Genomic DNA, 13,320 nt, shown 5'->3' on the forward strand with positions numbered 1-13,320 from the left:
AGGCGCGTTCCGGGCGGATCGAGCGGAGAGCGGTGTGACGACCTTCAACCTGACCGAGACGACCGCGTCGAAGATCTCTTCGACGCTCACCCGCCTGCGGCACCAGCTGGGCGCGCCCGCCGTCGGCATGGTGCTGACGCTCGTCGTGGTGGTGGACGAGGCGGGGCAGTACGACGCCCTGCGCGCGGCCACCGAGGCGGCGCGCGAGCACCCCTCGCGCATCCTCATGGTGATCAGCCGCGACCCGGCCGAGCCCAACCGGCTGGACGCGGAGATCCGCGTGGGCGAGTCGGCGCCGGGCGAGGTCGTGCTGCTGCGCCTGTACGGCGAGCTGACCGAGCACGCCGACTCGGTGATCACGCCGCTGCTGCTCACCGACACGCCGGTGGTGGTGTGGTGGCCGGGCGACTGCCCGGACCTCCCCGCCAAGAACGCGATCGGGCACCTCGGCAGCCGCCGCATCACCGACGCCAGGTCCGCTCAGGACGGCGTGTCGGCCATAGCCGCCCGGGCCGACCAGTATGTGCCCGGCGACACCGACCTGGCCTGGACGCGGCTCACGCCGTGGCGCAGCCTGCTGGCCGCCGCCTTCGACCAGCCCATCGGAAAGGTCACCGGAGGCGTGGTGGAGGCCGCGGCGGGCAACCCCAGCGCGCCGCTGCTGGCCGCCTGGCTGTGCGACCGGCTGGAGGTGCCGATCGAGGTCGCCGACTCCGCCGGCCCCGGCCTGACGGGCGTACGGCTGTCCATCGAGGACGGCGGCGAGCTGACGGTGAGCAGGGGCGACGCGAGGCTCGCCACGCTGTCGCGGCCCGGCAACCCCGACCGCCGGGTCGCCCTGGCCCGCAGGCCGACCTCGGAGCTGCTGGCCGAGGAGCTGCGCAGGCTCGACCCCGACGACATCTACGCCGCCGCGATCCGCCGCCTGGCGGAGATGAAGGGGCGGGGACGGGCGTGAGCGGCGTTCCCACCGTCATCGTCCACCGGGACGCCGAACTGCTGGCCCAGGCCGTGGCCGCCCGCCTCATCACGCGGCTGGTGGACACCCAGGCGGCCCGCGGTTCGGCGCACCTGGTGCTGACCGGCGGCACCGTGGGCATCGCGACACTGGCCGCCCTCGCGGGGACGGCGGCGCGCGACGCCATCGACTGGCGGGCGCTCGACATCTGGTGGGGCGACGAGCGGTTCCTGCCGACCGGCGATCCCGAGCGGAACGAGACCGGGGCCCGTCAGGCCCTGCTCGACCATGTCGACGTGGACCCGGCGCGGGTCCACCCGATGCCCGGCCCCGACTCGGGGATGACCGCCGAGGAGGCCGCCGACGCGTACGCGGTCGAGCTGGCCAAGGCGGCCAGGCCCGAGGATCACGGGCCGGTGCCGTCGTTCGACGTGCTCCTGCTCGGCATGGGACCGGACGCGCACGTCGCCTCGTTGTTCCCGGACAAACCCGCGGTCTACGAGGAGGAGCGCTCGGTGGTGGCGGTGCACGGCTCCCCCAAGCCGCCGCCGACCCGGCTGTCTCTGACGTTCCCGGCACTGCGGGCCGCCAGGGAGGCCTGGATCGTCGCCGCGGGCGGGGACAAGGCACAGGCGGTCCGGATGGCCCTGTCCGACGCCGGGCCGTTCCAGGTCCCGGCCGCCGGGGCGCGCGGGCGGCAGCGCACGCTGTTCCTGCTCGACCGCGCCGCCGCACACAAGATCCCGCCGTCGTTGGGGCGGATCGCCTCCCCCTGACGGAGATCACATCGCAACGGCCGGGCCGGGGCACACGCCCCCGCCCGGCCGTTCGGGTATGAGACGTCACTAAGGTGAGGCAGCACCGCCGCCCGTGAGACGTCACTGCGGACAGACGTCACTGCGCCGGTCGCAAGCTCCGGTCCTCGCGAAGCCCGCTCCGTTCTCCCTCATGCGCCAGGACGGCACCGGATGGGATGTCGCTGCCTCAAGACGGCACTGCAGACAGACGTCACTGCGCCGGCCGGAAGCTCCGGTCCTCGCGAAGCCCGCTCCGCTGGGCCTTCGCTGCGGTCCTCCCTCCCGCCCGCTCCGCTCCTTCCCCGCCGCGCCATCATTCGTGGGCGGATCGTGCCTCGTCGAGGGTGGCACGGACCTGGTCGGCACGCTGGCGGGCTGAGCGGGCGGCGCGTTCGGCGTTCGTCTCCTCGCGGCGGGCGACCTCCAGCCGGTGTTCGGCCGCCTTCAGCTTGTCCCTGGCCTTGGCCAGCTTGGCCGTCAGCGTCTCGACCTTCGCGGTGCGCCGCTCGTGCTCGCGTACGGCCTCGGCGCGCTCGGCCTCCCAGTCGGCGCGGCCCCGCTCCGCCTCCGTCGCGGCCCGTTCGGCCTCGGCGAGCGCGTTTTCGAGGCTCTCGATCCGGCGACGGCGCTCGGCTTCCCGGTGCTCGGCCTCGCGCCGTTCGCGTTCGAGTTCGTGCTCCGGGCGCTCCTGGTCTTGGTCCGGGGCCTGGTGCTCCGCCTCGGGGCCGGCACCGGCCGGAACCTTCGTGCGGGCTTTCGCGGGCTTTCCCGCCGGACGTGCTGCGGCGGGTTCGGGGGCGGGACGTACGACGGGGGCGGGAGTGAAGCCGCTGTAGCTCAGGGGGCGGGTCAGCGTGCCCCGGCGCACCTGTTCGGCCGCGTCCTCGTCCACCACGGCGGCGTCGAGCGTCTGCTCGATCTCCAGGTCGGCCGTGGAGCCCAGCGGATGCCCGGCCACCTCGGCCTCCTCGCGTACGGACCGGACGAGACGGGCGACGAGCGGGGTACGTTCGCGGCCGGCCTCGGCCAGGGCGTCCGCGTCCTGGGCCCGCCAGGCCTCCCGCAGCCGCCGTCCGAGGTCGAGCAGCCGGCCGAGTTCGTCTCCGCGCTCGCGGGCCGTCCGGTTGACGGCCCAGGCCACGACCGTGGGTTTGCGCAACGCCTTGATCCGCTTGGCCAGCGCGGCATCCCCGGCCGCCTTCACTTCCTTCGCCAGCGCGTCGCGGGCCGAGGTGAACTCCTCGGGCACCATGCCGTAGAGCCGTTCGGCCGCCTCGTCGAAGTCCACAGACCACCTTGTACCTGAGTTCGCCGCGGCGTTCCACCGGCACCGGCGAGATCTCCTGAACGGGCGGCCGCCGTCGACTATGTCGTGGATCACGCATCCGCTCTCAGACGTCCCGGCAGGCCGGGCAGCGTGGGCGAGCCCACCCTGAGCGACGGTTCGCCGTGCAGGAATCGCAGGTGCGAGTGATACTCGGGGACCGTAATCTCATTGGACATGACGGACCGGTCGGTCGTGTTCTCTGCCGTGACTCCCACCGTGGCACGCCTGGTGATACGCGGCGACGGCGCCGCCTACCGGCTGCGGAACACCGGACAGCTACACACGCTGGAGGCCGGCGGCGCGCCCGTGTTCCGGCTCTGGCATCCGTATTCACCGGACGACGCGTGGTCTGTCGAGACGATAACGACCACTCCGCCAACCCCGGGAAGGCCGCCGCAGGAATCGATCACGGATTCGTTCTGGGATTGGGTCGCCGGTGATGAGTCCAGCGCGTTCTGGGAATGGATGGCCGGCAAGGTCACCGGCGATCTGGAGATGCCGCTGTTCCTGCCCGAAGGCAGCTATGCCCTCGCGCTCGCCGCACGCCCGCTACTGCGGTCCGCTCGCGTTCTCATGGGCAACGAGTCCGTGAGCAGACCCTCCACTGCTCTGACGCTGTGTGACGGAGCTCCGGCTCACGCTCTCGTATTCGGGCGCCATGCCGAGCCGACGCTCAACGCTCCGCTGATCGGCGTCCCGATCCTCAATTGCGGTCGGAGCTGCTCCTCGACGCGCTGGCCGCCTTCCAGGACAGCGACCCCGACCTCGCTCTGTGGCACGACAAGCAGGCGCGGGAGTTCGTCGAGTGGTGCACCGCCGAGTGACGGGGATCGAGAGAGCGGAGCGGAAGGGAGCGAGGACCGCGGCAAAGGCCCAGCGGAGCGGGCTTCGCGAGGACCGGAGGTTCCTTCCGGCGCAGTGACCGCTCCCGCCAAGGGACCTGCGCACTGACCGGCCCGTCCGGCACGGTGACCGGCCGGGCCGAGATCCGTAGACCCCGCGAAAGGCGCGCACCTGCGGTGAGCCGTCCTGGTCCGGTGCCCTGAGCTACACCGGACCAGGAGGATCACCCGTGAGGACGTCAGCGCGGGGACGCCGTCGCCATCACGCCCACGGCGAGCCGCGCCTCGACCACACCGGGGTCCTCGGTGTGGGTGAGCGTCGCGCCGAGGGAGCCGAGCAGCCTGCGCATGCGCGTGTTGTCGTACAGGAGGGTCGCCCGCACCTCGGCGAAGCCGAGGTCCCTGGCCTGGGCGAGGAGCATGCGGGCCAGGTGGGTGCCGAGCCCCCGGCCCTGCCAGCGGTCCTCCACGAGGAAGGCGATCTCCGCGATGCCCGGATCGGGAGTGAACATCAGCGAGGCGAGCGCGACGACCTGCCCGTCGTACCCGGCGACGAGCGACTGCCCGCGGGCCCGGTCGCACAGCCGGTCGAACATGTGGGGCGGCAGGGTGGGGTTGGCGGTGAAGTAGCGGAACCTGCGTGTCTCGGGCGAGCAGCGCTCGTGCAGGTCGCGCAGCGCCTCGCGATAAAGCGAAGTCAACGGCTTGACCTGCACCTCCGCGCCGTCGGCGAGCCGCACCGGCCCCTCGGCCGCGGACGGCTCGGCCGGCGGCTGCGCCAGCCTCACCATCGCGGCGGCGCGGGCCGCCTCGGTCAGGGTGAACGGGAGCCCTGAGCGGCGCAGCCGGATCGACCGCCGCGGCGCCACGGGCACCACCAGCAGAGTCGGGTCGGGCAGCTCCAGCGCCTCCCCCTCGTCCCGCTCGCCGTCCTCGTTCCGCGGGCGCACGGCGGCCGCGCCGTACACCCAGCGGGCGTCGTCGGCGCGCAGCAGCTCGCCCAGGATCTCCGGCAGGCGCCAGGGAGCGGAGCGCAGCCGGGCCGCGAGCAGCAGCGTCCGCGTCGGCTCGTCGGTCAATTCGTGCGCCGTGGCGGGGACGATCCGCACCCGTCTCCCACCGGCCGCCTCCAGCGCCTCGCGTACGGCCTCGGGGGAGGCGGGGATGTCGGTGACGAACTCGTCGACCGTGCCGTCCGTGTCGGGCTGCACCGACAGGCCCAGGATGTTGCCGCCCCTGTCGGCCAGGGCCGTCGCCAGCGACGCCAGCCGCCCCGGCCGCTCGTCCACGGTCGTACGAATCCGGAAGAACCCCATCGGTATCCGCTCCCTCCGTTGCGCTGGTCTTCAGGGTGGCGGAGTGCTGTTACACGCTTGCTACACAGCGGTGAGCCGATCGTTTCCTGTCGATGCGCCACGTTACGACTACGGTTATCCGCATGTGTTCCATCGGATCACCACGACATCCGTCGCCGAATGGCGAGGCGAGCACGGATATAGCAGGATGTGCACCATGACCGCTCCCCTGTCCCCCGGCTTCGTCAACGGTGAGGTGTCCTTCTGGTATCGGTCGCTTGGCGTGCCCGAACCCGGAGAACCGCTGGGCGGCGACCTGCGGGCCGACGTGGCCGTGGTCGGCGCGGGCTACACCGGGCTGTGGACCGCCTACTACCTGAAGAAGGCCGACCCGTCGCTGCGGGTCGTCGTGCTGGAGAAGGAGTTCGCCGGGTTCGGCGCGTCGGGACGCAACGGCGGCTGGCTGACCGGCGCGCTGGCCGGCTCGCCCGAGCGGTACGCGAAGACCCACGGCCGGGACGCGGCCCGGCGGTTGCAGCGCGCGATGTTCGAGGCCGTGGACGAGGTCATCCGCGTCGCCCGCGAGGAGGGCGTCGACGCCGACATCGTCAAGGGCGGCCTGCTCACGGTCGCCCGCGGCCCGGCGCAGGCGCTGCGGTTGCGCGAGGAACTGGCGACGCAGCGCGAGTGGGGCTGGGACCGCGACGACGTCCGGCTGCTGACCACCGGCGAGATGAACGACCGGCTGCGGGTGGCGGGCGCGACGGGAGCCACCTGGAGCCCGCACTGCGCCAGGATCCAGCCGGCCAAGCTCGTCCGCGGCCTCGCGCGGGTCGTACGGGACCTCGGCGTCGAGATCTACGAGCGGACGCCCGTCACCGAGATCGCGCCGGGCCGGGCGGTCACGCCGTACGGGACGGTGAAGGCGGATTACGTCCTGCGCTGCACCGAGGGGTTCACCGCGACCATCGCCGGCCACCACCGCGACTGGCTGCCGATGAACAGCTCCCTGATCGTCACCGCGCCGCTGCCGGAGCGGGTCTGGGCGGAGATCGGCTGGCAGGGCCGCGAACTGCTCGGCGACATGGCGCACTACTACATGTACGCCCAGCGTACGGCCGACGACCGCATCGCCTTCGGCGGCCGCGGCAGGCCGTACCTGTACGGGTCGAGGGTCGACGAGCGGGGCCACACGCACAACTGGACCGTGGACGCCCTGTGGGACCTGCTGGTCGCGTTCTTCCCCGCCGTCGCCGGATCGCGGGTGGAGCACGCCTGGTCGGGGGTGCTCGGCGTGCCGCGTGACTGGTGCTCGGCCGTCCACGTGGACCCCACGACCGGCCTCGGCTGGGCGGGCGGCTACACGGGCCACGGAGTGACCGCCACGAACCTCGCCGGGCGCACGCTGTGCGACCTGGTGCTGCGCCGCGACACCGATCTGACCCGCATGCCGTGGGTGGACCGGCGGGTACGCGCCTGGGAGCCGGAGCCGCTGCGCTGGTTCGGCGTCCACTCGATGTACCGTCTCTACCGCCTGGCCGACGCCCGTGAGGGCAGGGGCATGACCAGGACGTCCGTACTGGCCAGGATCGCCGACAAGATCACCGGCCACTAGCCCTTGTGATCTCGCGCTGTTCGCCGGACGCCCGCACATCTCGAAGAAGGACACGACACCCTTGAGCTCCACCATCTTGTTCCGCGGCGGCCGCGTCTTCGTCCCCGGCGGTTTCGCCGAGGCGGTCCTCATCCGTCACGGCGTCATCGCCGCCGTCGGCGCCGAGGCCGACCTCGTACGGCTGGCGCCGGGCGCCGAGCCGGTGGACCTCGGTGGCGGCCTGCTGACGCCGGGATTCACCGACGCCCACGTCCACCCGGTGCAGGCCGGCCTGGAGCGGGCCAGGTGCGACCTGGCCGAGGTGTACGGCCTCGACGCCTACACCACGGTGATCGCCGGCTACGCGGCGAACAATCCGGGCAAAGAGTGGATCGACGGCGGCGGCTGGGACATGTCGGCCTTCCCCGGCGGTCTCCCCCACCGGTCCCAGCTCGACTTCCTCGACCGCCCCGCGTACTTCGTGCAGCGCGACCACCACGCCGCCTGGGTCAACACGCGGGCCCTGGAGGTCGCCGGAATCACGAAGGACACCCCCGACCCCGTGGACGGCCGCATCGAGCGCGACCTGGACGGCACGCCGAGCGGCGTGCTGCACGAGGGCGCGATGGACCTCGTCGGCCTGCTCACCCCGCGCCCCACCCCGGACGACGTCGACGCCGCCCTGATGGACGCGCAGTCCCACCTGTTCTCGCTGGGCGTCACCGGCTGGCAGGACGCCATCGTCGGCTCGTACGCCGGGTCGGACGACCAGCTGCCCGCCTACCTGTCCGCGGCCGCCTCGGGACGCCTTCGGGCGCGGGTCGTCGGCGCCCTGTGGTGGGACCGCAGCCGCGGCGCCGAGCAGATCCCCGAGCTGGTCGAGCGGCGCGCGATGGCCAAGGGCCTGGACCGCTTCCGGGCGACGTCGGTGAAGATCATGCAGGACGGCATCCCGGAGAACTTCACCGCCGCCGTCATCGAGCCCTACTGCCGCTGCGGCGGCACCGGCCTGTCGTACGTCGACCCGGCGCTGCTCGACGGGTACGTCAAGGAGCTCGACGCCCTGGGCTTCCAGGTGCACTTCCACGCCATCGGCGAGCGGGCCGTGCGCGAGGCGCTCGACGCGCTGACCGGCACCGACCCCGACAACCGGCACCACATCGCGCACGTGCAGATCATCACGCCGCAGGACGTGCCGCGCTTCGCCGAGCTCGGCGTGACGGCCAACCTGCAGGCGCTGTGGGCCACCCACCACCTGCAGATGGACGAGCTGTGCATCCCCTACCTCGGCGAGGAGCGCGCCTCCTGGCAGTACCCCTTCGCCGACCTCGTACGGCACGGCACCCGCTTCGCCGGAGGTTCGGACTGGCCGGTCTCCTCGGCCGACCCCCTGGAGGCCATGCACGTGGCGGTCAACCGCACCGAGCCGGGCGGCTCCGTCCACGCGACGTACCCCACGGCCCAGACCCCGTTCCTGCCCGAGCAGAGCCTCGACCTACGGACGATCATGACGGCCTACACCGAGGGCTCGGCCTGGATCAACCGCTCTCCCGCCGGGGTGATCGAGGAGGGCCGCCCGGCCGACCTCGTCGTCCTCGACCGCGACCCCTTCACGCTCGACCCGAAGGACATCTGGACCACCAAGGTCCTCATGACGTTCCTGGACGGCGAGCAGGTGCACGGCGGGTGACCGGGGTGGCGCCGACCGCCAGGTCCGGGGCCCGCGACAGGATCCCGGCGGTCGCGCCGGCCTGCGAATGCGGTCTTCGACGCGCTCCCACGGTGCCGACCCTGACCAGCCGCTCCCCCGCAGGCACCACCGCCGGCGTCATGCGGGGTGCTCGGCGCACAGGCAGCCGACACCCTTCTCGATCCATTCCCGGCCGGCCCACTCCGGGTGCCGCTCGATCATGAGCGACCTGACCTCCTCGACGATCGCCTGCTCGCCCACGGCCGAGTCCCGGCGTGCCCAGGTCTCGTCGCGCAGCAGTTCGAGGTAGTCCCGGACGTCGGCGAGCAGCTGCGGACCGCCGACGTCGCCATGACCGGGCACCACCACCCGCGGCGACGCGTCGGCCAGCCGCCGCATCACGCTGATCCAGCGAGTGCCGGACACGTCGGTGTCGTATGGCGGGAACCACGGGAAGATGGCGAACTGCCCGGCCTCCACGAGATCGCCGGTGAACATCACCCCGGCGTCGGGGACCGTGATCACCTGGTCGCCCCTGCTGTGCGCCCGGCCGGCGGCCCGCAGCCGCACCACCCGTCCGCCCAGGTCGAGGTCGTACGCGTCGTCGTAGACGACGTCCAGGCCGTTCTGTGGAACGGCACGGTCGGGCTGGCGCCGGCGGCCCACGCGCTGCCCGAGGGCTCACGTCGGTGCCGCTGGCCTACATGCCGCCCAGCCGCCTCGTCCTGGCCTGGAACAGCGCCGACGCCAACCCGCTGATCCGCTCGTTCGCCCACATCGCCACGGCCGTGTACCGCTCCGCCGACCGGGAGCCGGCGCATACGTGAAGGCCCTCCCCGCCTGGGCGGGAAGGGCCTTGACAGTCGTCCGGATCAGTAGATCGGGCGGGAGGAGGAGCGCAGCCGCTCCAGCGCCTCGGCGAGGATCTGCGCGCCGTCCTTGTCGCTACGGCGCTCCTTCACGTACGCGAGGTGCGTCTTGTACGGCTCGTTCTTCGGCGGAGCGGGCGGGTTCGACTGGTCCTGCCCGGCCGGCAGTCCGCACCGCGGGCAGTCCCAGAACTCGGGGACGGCCGCGTCGCTGGCGAAGCTCGGGCGCGTCTCGTGCATGTTCGCGCACCAGAACGAGACCCGCACACGGGGGGCGGCCTCGCCGCGTTCGGCCTCTCCCATGGGGCCAGCGCCGACTCGGCTGCCACGGATCGCGTTGCCACTACCCACCGAAGAACTCCTTGCTCGATCGCCCCGCGGACGGGGGGAGATGAATCTCTGTCACGCGTGGCCGCAGGCCGTCCGCTACGGCTTGAGCAGCAGGCCCAGCGCGATGATGCAGACGAACCAGACGATGCCCGTGATGATGGTGAGGCGGTCCAGGTTGCGTTCCACCACCGACGAACCACCGAAGGACGACGAGAAGCCGCCTCCGAACAGGTCCGACAGACCGCCGCCCTTGCCCTTGTGGAGCAGGACGAGCAGCACCATCAGAGCGCTCGACAGGATGAGGGCGATGGAGATTCCGATTGTCACCGTAGACCTGTTCCTATGTCCGGGCGTGCACGACGCGTTGTGCACGATGCCATCGGCGTGACGATTCAGTTGTGTTCTTCGAGGGTACGACCTGTTGTCAAGTCGCACCCCCCAAACGGCTCAGCTAGCCGGCGGTCTCGCCAAATCGGCAGATCTTGGCGAATTCGACCGCGTCGAGGCTGGCCCCTCCCACGAGGGCGCCGTCGATGTCGGCCTCCGCCATGATGCCGGCGACGTTGTCCGACTTCACCGAGCCACCGTAAAGGATACGGACAACAGAGGCCACATCGTCACCGTAGAGCTCGGCGAGTCGCGTCCTGATGGCGCCGCAGACCTCCTGGGCGTCCTTCGGCGTGGCGACCTCGCCGGTGCCGATCGCCCAGACCGGCTCGTACGCGATCACGATGGACTTCACCTGCTCGGCGGGGACGCCTTCCAGTGCGCCGTCGAGCTGCGCCAGCGTGTGCTCGACGTGGCGGCCCTCCTGACGCACCGGCAGCCCTTCACCCACACACAGGATAGGCGTCAGCGAGTGCCGGTAGGCGGCCTTGACCTTGGCGTTGCACAGCGCCTCGTCCTCGGCGTGGTACTGCCGCCGCTCCGAGTGCCCCACGAGCACGTACGTGCAGCCGAGCTTGCCCAGCATGGCCCCGGAGATCTCCCCGGTGTACGCCCCGGAGTCCTGCGTCGACAGGTCCTGCGCGCCGTAGGTGATGCGGAGCTTGTCCGCGTCCACCAGCGTCTGCACGCTACGCAGGTCGGTGAACGGCGGGATGACCGCCACGTCCGCCTTGTCGTAGTCGCGGTCGGTCAACGTGAACGCCAGCTTCTGCACCAGGTTGATGGCCTCGAGGTGGTTGAGGTTCATCTTCCAGTTGCCGGCGAACAGCGGCTTGCGAGCCATCTACTCCTCCAGCGCCGCGAGTCCGGGCAGCGTCTTGCCTTCGAGATACTCGAGGCTCGCGCCGCCACCGGTGGAAATGTGCGAGAAACCGTCCTCGGGCAGGCCGAGCTTGCGCACGGCCGCCGCCGAGTCGCCGCCGCCGACCACGGTGAACGCCTCGGAGCTCACCAGCGCCTCGGCCACCGCGCGGGTGCCGCCGGAGAACGCCTCGAACTCGAACACGCCCATCGGGCCGTTCCAGAACACCGTCTGGGCGTCGGCCAGCTTCGAGGCGAACAGCTCCCGGGTGCGGGGACCGATGTCCAGGCCCTCGCGGTCGGCCGGAATCGCGGTGGCGTCCACGACCTCGTACGGCGCGTCGGCGCCGAACTCCGTGGCGGCCAGCACGTCCACCGGCAGCACCAGCTCGACCCCGCGGGAGGCCGCCTCGTCGAGGAAGCCCTTGACCTGGTCGATCTGGTCCTCCTGCAGCAGCGACTTGCCCACCTCGTGGCCCTGCGACTTCAGGAAGGTGTAGGCCATGCCGCCGCCGACGAGCAGGCGGTCGACCTTGGACAGCAGGTTCGCGATCACGCCGAGCTTGTCGGAGACCTTCGCGCCGCCCAGCACGACGACGTACGGCCTGGCCGGGTCCTCGGTGAGCTTGCGCAGCACCTCGACCTCGGCGAGGACCAGGTCGCCGGCCGCGTGCGGCAGCCGCTTGGGCAGGTCGTAGACGCTGGCGTGCTTGCGGTGCACCGCGCCGAAGCCGTCGCCGACGTAGAGCTCGGCGAGGGCGGCCAGCTTGTCGGCGAACTCGCCCCTGACCGCGTCGTCCTTGGACTCCTCGCCCGGCTCGAAGCGCAGGTTCTCCAGGAGGGCGACCTGCCCGTCCTGCAGGCCCGCCACCACGCTCTGCGCGGACTCGCCCACCACGTCGGCGGCGAACGCCACGTCCTCACCGAGCAGCTCGGCCAGCCGCCGGGAGACCGGGGCGAGCGAGTACTTCGGCGTGACCGAGCCCTTGGGGCGGCCGAGGTGGGCGGCGACGACGACCCTCGCGCCGCGCTCGACCAGCTTCCTGATCGTCGGCACCGACGCCCGGATGCGGCCGTCGTCGGTGATCGTCTCCCCGTCGAGGGGGACGTTGAGGTCGGCGCGCACGAACACGCGCCGGCCCTTCACGTCGAGCTCGTCGATTCCGATCATCAGAGGGAGGCGCCCACGTACTCGATGAGGTCCACGAGGCGGTTGGAGTAGCCCCACTCGTTGTCGTACCAGCCGACGACCTTGACCTGGTTGCCGATGACCTTGGTGAGGCCGGCGTCGAAGATGCAGGACGACGGGTCGGTGACGATGTCGCTGGAGACGATCTCGTCCTCGGTGTAGCTGAGGTAGCCCTTGAGCGGGCCCTCGGCGGCGGCCTTGAGCGCGGCGTTGACCTCCTCGACGGTGGTCTCGCGGCCGACCTCGACCGTGAGGTCGGTGGCCGAGCCCGTCGGGATCGGCACACGCAGCGCGTAGCCGTCGAGCTTGCCCTTCAGCTCCGGCAGGACCAGGCCGATGGCCTTGGCGGCGCCGGTGGAGGTCGGGACGATGTTCAGCGCGGCGGCGCGGGCGCGGCGCAGGTCCTTGTGCGGGCCGTCCTGCAGGTTCTGGTCCTGCGTGTAGGCGTGGATGGTGGTCATCAGACCCTTCTCGATACCGAAGGTGTCGTTGATGACCTTGGCCATCGGGGCCAGGCAGTTGGTGGTGCAGGAGGCGTTCGAGATGATCGTGTGAGCGGCCGGGTCGTACTTGTCGTGGTTCACGCCCATGACGATCGTCACGTCTTCGTTCTTCGCCGGAGCGGAGATGATGACCTTCTTCGCGCCGTTGTCGGCGTGCACCTTGGCCTTGGTGGCGTCGGTGAACAGACCGGTCGACTCGACGACGACGTCCACGCCGAGGTCGCCCCAGGGCAGCTTGGCGGGGTCACGCTCGGCGAACGCCTTGATCGCCTTGCCGTCAACGGTGATCTCGTCCGCCGAGGCCTTGACCTCGTACGGCAGGCGGCCCAGGATGCTGTCGTACTTCAGCAGGTGGGCCAGCGTGGCGTTGTCGGTGAGGTCGTTGACGGCGACGACCTCGATGTCCTTGCCGCTGGCCGCCACAGCGCGCCAGAAGTTGCGGCCGATACGGCCGAAGCCGTTGACGCCTACGCGGATGCTCACGGAACCGATCTCCTCGTACGTCGTGCGCCGGCGTACCGGCGCCAGGGCTGTGTTAAACCTCAATGACAGACCTTATCGGACCCAAATTGGTGTAGACCACCGGGCCGTACTTTGACGGCGTGTCAGGCCGGACAGGCCGGTGAGCGGGCCCTTTCCCATGGCGCGGACCCGGCCGTACCCCGTTCCGCGGGACCG

13 protein-coding genes are annotated in these 13,320 nt (G+C 71.5%); 5 read left to right on the plus strand and 8 right to left on the minus strand.

Features of this window, described 5'->3' with window-relative positions; all coding sequences use genetic code 11:
• The first annotated feature begins 34 nt into the window (after positions 1 to 34).
• Together HHX30_RS30175 and pgl are read left to right on the plus strand one after the other, a co-directional pair.
• On the plus strand, positions 35 to 958 hold the full coding sequence (locus tag HHX30_RS30175) for a glucose-6-phosphate dehydrogenase assembly protein OpcA (RefSeq protein ID WP_169985980.1): 924 nt from the start codon (positions 35 to 37) through the stop codon (positions 956 to 958).
• Positions 955 to 1,734, plus strand: a complete 780-nt coding sequence (pgl, locus tag HHX30_RS30180; protein WP_169985982.1) for a 6-phosphogluconolactonase — start codon at positions 955 to 957, stop codon at positions 1,732 to 1,734. Before HHX30_RS30175 ends, pgl begins: the two co-directional genes overlap by 4 nt.
• Before the next feature lie 334 nt (positions 1,735 to 2,068).
• Here the strand turns inward: pgl and HHX30_RS30185 are convergent, their stop codons facing one another.
• The gene (locus HHX30_RS30185; RefSeq protein ID WP_169985984.1) at positions 2,069 to 3,043 is read right to left on the minus strand and encodes a hypothetical protein; all 975 of its coding nucleotides are present in this window, start codon (positions 3,041 to 3,043) and stop codon (positions 2,069 to 2,071) included.
• A gap of 1,120 nt (positions 3,044 to 4,163) precedes the next feature.
• Positions 4,164 to 5,240, minus strand: a complete 1,077-nt coding sequence (locus tag HHX30_RS30190; protein ID WP_169985986.1) for a GNAT family N-acetyltransferase — start codon at positions 5,238 to 5,240, stop codon at positions 4,164 to 4,166.
• A gap of 196 nt (positions 5,241 to 5,436) precedes the next feature.
• On the opposite strand from HHX30_RS30190, the gene HHX30_RS30195 reads away from it, so the two are divergent.
• Both HHX30_RS30195 and HHX30_RS30200 read left to right on the plus strand, forming a co-directional pair.
• Positions 5,437 to 6,834 (plus strand): FAD-binding oxidoreductase, encoded by a 1,398-nt coding sequence (locus HHX30_RS30195; RefSeq protein ID WP_169985988.1) that lies wholly within the window; start codon positions 5,437 to 5,439, stop codon positions 6,832 to 6,834.
• A gap of 61 nt (positions 6,835 to 6,895) precedes the next feature.
• A complete protein-coding gene (locus tag HHX30_RS30200; RefSeq protein ID WP_169985990.1) occupies positions 6,896 to 8,503 on the plus strand; it encodes an amidohydrolase in 1,608 nt (535 codons plus the stop codon).
• A 138-nt stretch (positions 8,504 to 8,641) separates the two neighbouring features.
• Here the strand turns inward: HHX30_RS30200 and HHX30_RS30205 are convergent, their stop codons facing one another.
• Positions 8,642 to 9,169: an MBL fold metallo-hydrolase gene (locus HHX30_RS30205; RefSeq protein ID WP_311922924.1), complete on the minus strand. Its 528-nt coding sequence runs from the start codon at positions 9,167 to 9,169 to the stop codon at positions 8,642 to 8,644.
• Positions 9,170 to 9,192: 23 nt separating this feature from the next.
• On the opposite strand from HHX30_RS30205, the gene HHX30_RS30210 reads away from it, so the two are divergent.
• Positions 9,193 to 9,330 carry a hypothetical protein gene (locus HHX30_RS30210; RefSeq protein WP_169985992.1) on the plus strand — a complete coding sequence of 46 codons (138 nt, stop codon included), beginning with the start codon at positions 9,193 to 9,195 and terminating at the stop codon, positions 9,328 to 9,330.
• A gap of 45 nt (positions 9,331 to 9,375) precedes the next feature.
• Here HHX30_RS30210 and HHX30_RS30215 read toward each other — a convergent pair whose 3' ends face one another.
• From HHX30_RS30215 to gap, 5 genes are all read right to left on the minus strand, one after another.
• On the minus strand, positions 9,376 to 9,723 hold the full coding sequence (locus tag HHX30_RS30215) for an RNA polymerase-binding protein RbpA (RefSeq protein ID WP_079319880.1): 348 nt from the start codon (positions 9,721 to 9,723) through the stop codon (positions 9,376 to 9,378).
• A 75-nt stretch (positions 9,724 to 9,798) separates the two neighbouring features.
• Positions 9,799 to 10,029: a preprotein translocase subunit SecG gene (secG, locus tag HHX30_RS30220; RefSeq protein WP_076441471.1), complete on the minus strand. Its 231-nt coding sequence runs from the start codon at positions 10,027 to 10,029 to the stop codon at positions 9,799 to 9,801.
• Between the two features lie 124 nt (positions 10,030 to 10,153).
• The gene (gene tpiA / locus HHX30_RS30225; protein WP_169985994.1) at positions 10,154 to 10,933 is read right to left on the minus strand and encodes a triose-phosphate isomerase; all 780 of its coding nucleotides are present in this window, start codon (positions 10,931 to 10,933) and stop codon (positions 10,154 to 10,156) included.
• Positions 10,934 to 12,121 (minus strand): phosphoglycerate kinase, encoded by a 1,188-nt coding sequence (locus HHX30_RS30230; RefSeq protein WP_169985996.1) that lies wholly within the window; start codon positions 12,119 to 12,121, stop codon positions 10,934 to 10,936. It lies immediately after the preceding gene.
• Positions 12,121 to 13,125: a type I glyceraldehyde-3-phosphate dehydrogenase gene (gene gap, locus HHX30_RS30235; RefSeq protein ID WP_169985998.1), complete on the minus strand. Its 1,005-nt coding sequence runs from the start codon at positions 13,123 to 13,125 to the stop codon at positions 12,121 to 12,123. The genes HHX30_RS30230 and gap overlap by 1 nt, the downstream gene beginning before the upstream one ends.
• Positions 13,126 to 13,320: the final 195 nt, after the last annotated feature.

The sequence above is a fragment of the Microbispora sp. H10836 genome (assembly GCF_012999525.1).
GTDB lineage: Bacteria > Actinomycetota > Actinomycetes > Streptosporangiales > Streptosporangiaceae > Microbispora.

Coding starts and splice junctions, on each gene's coding strand:
- HHX30_RS30190 (WP_169985986.1), bottom strand. CDS start 5,240: ATGGGGTTCTTCCGGATTCGTACGACCGTGGACGAGCGGCCGGGGCGG.
- HHX30_RS30195 (WP_169985988.1), top strand. CDS start 5,437: ATGACCGCTCCCCTGTCCCCCGGCTTCGTCAACGGTGAGGTGTCCTTC.
- tpiA (WP_169985994.1), bottom strand. CDS start 10,933: ATGGCTCGCAAGCCGCTGTTCGCCGGCAACTGGAAGATGAACCTCAAC.
- HHX30_RS30230 (WP_169985996.1), bottom strand. CDS start 12,121: ATGATCGGAATCGACGAGCTCGACGTGAAGGGCCGGCGCGTGTTCGTG.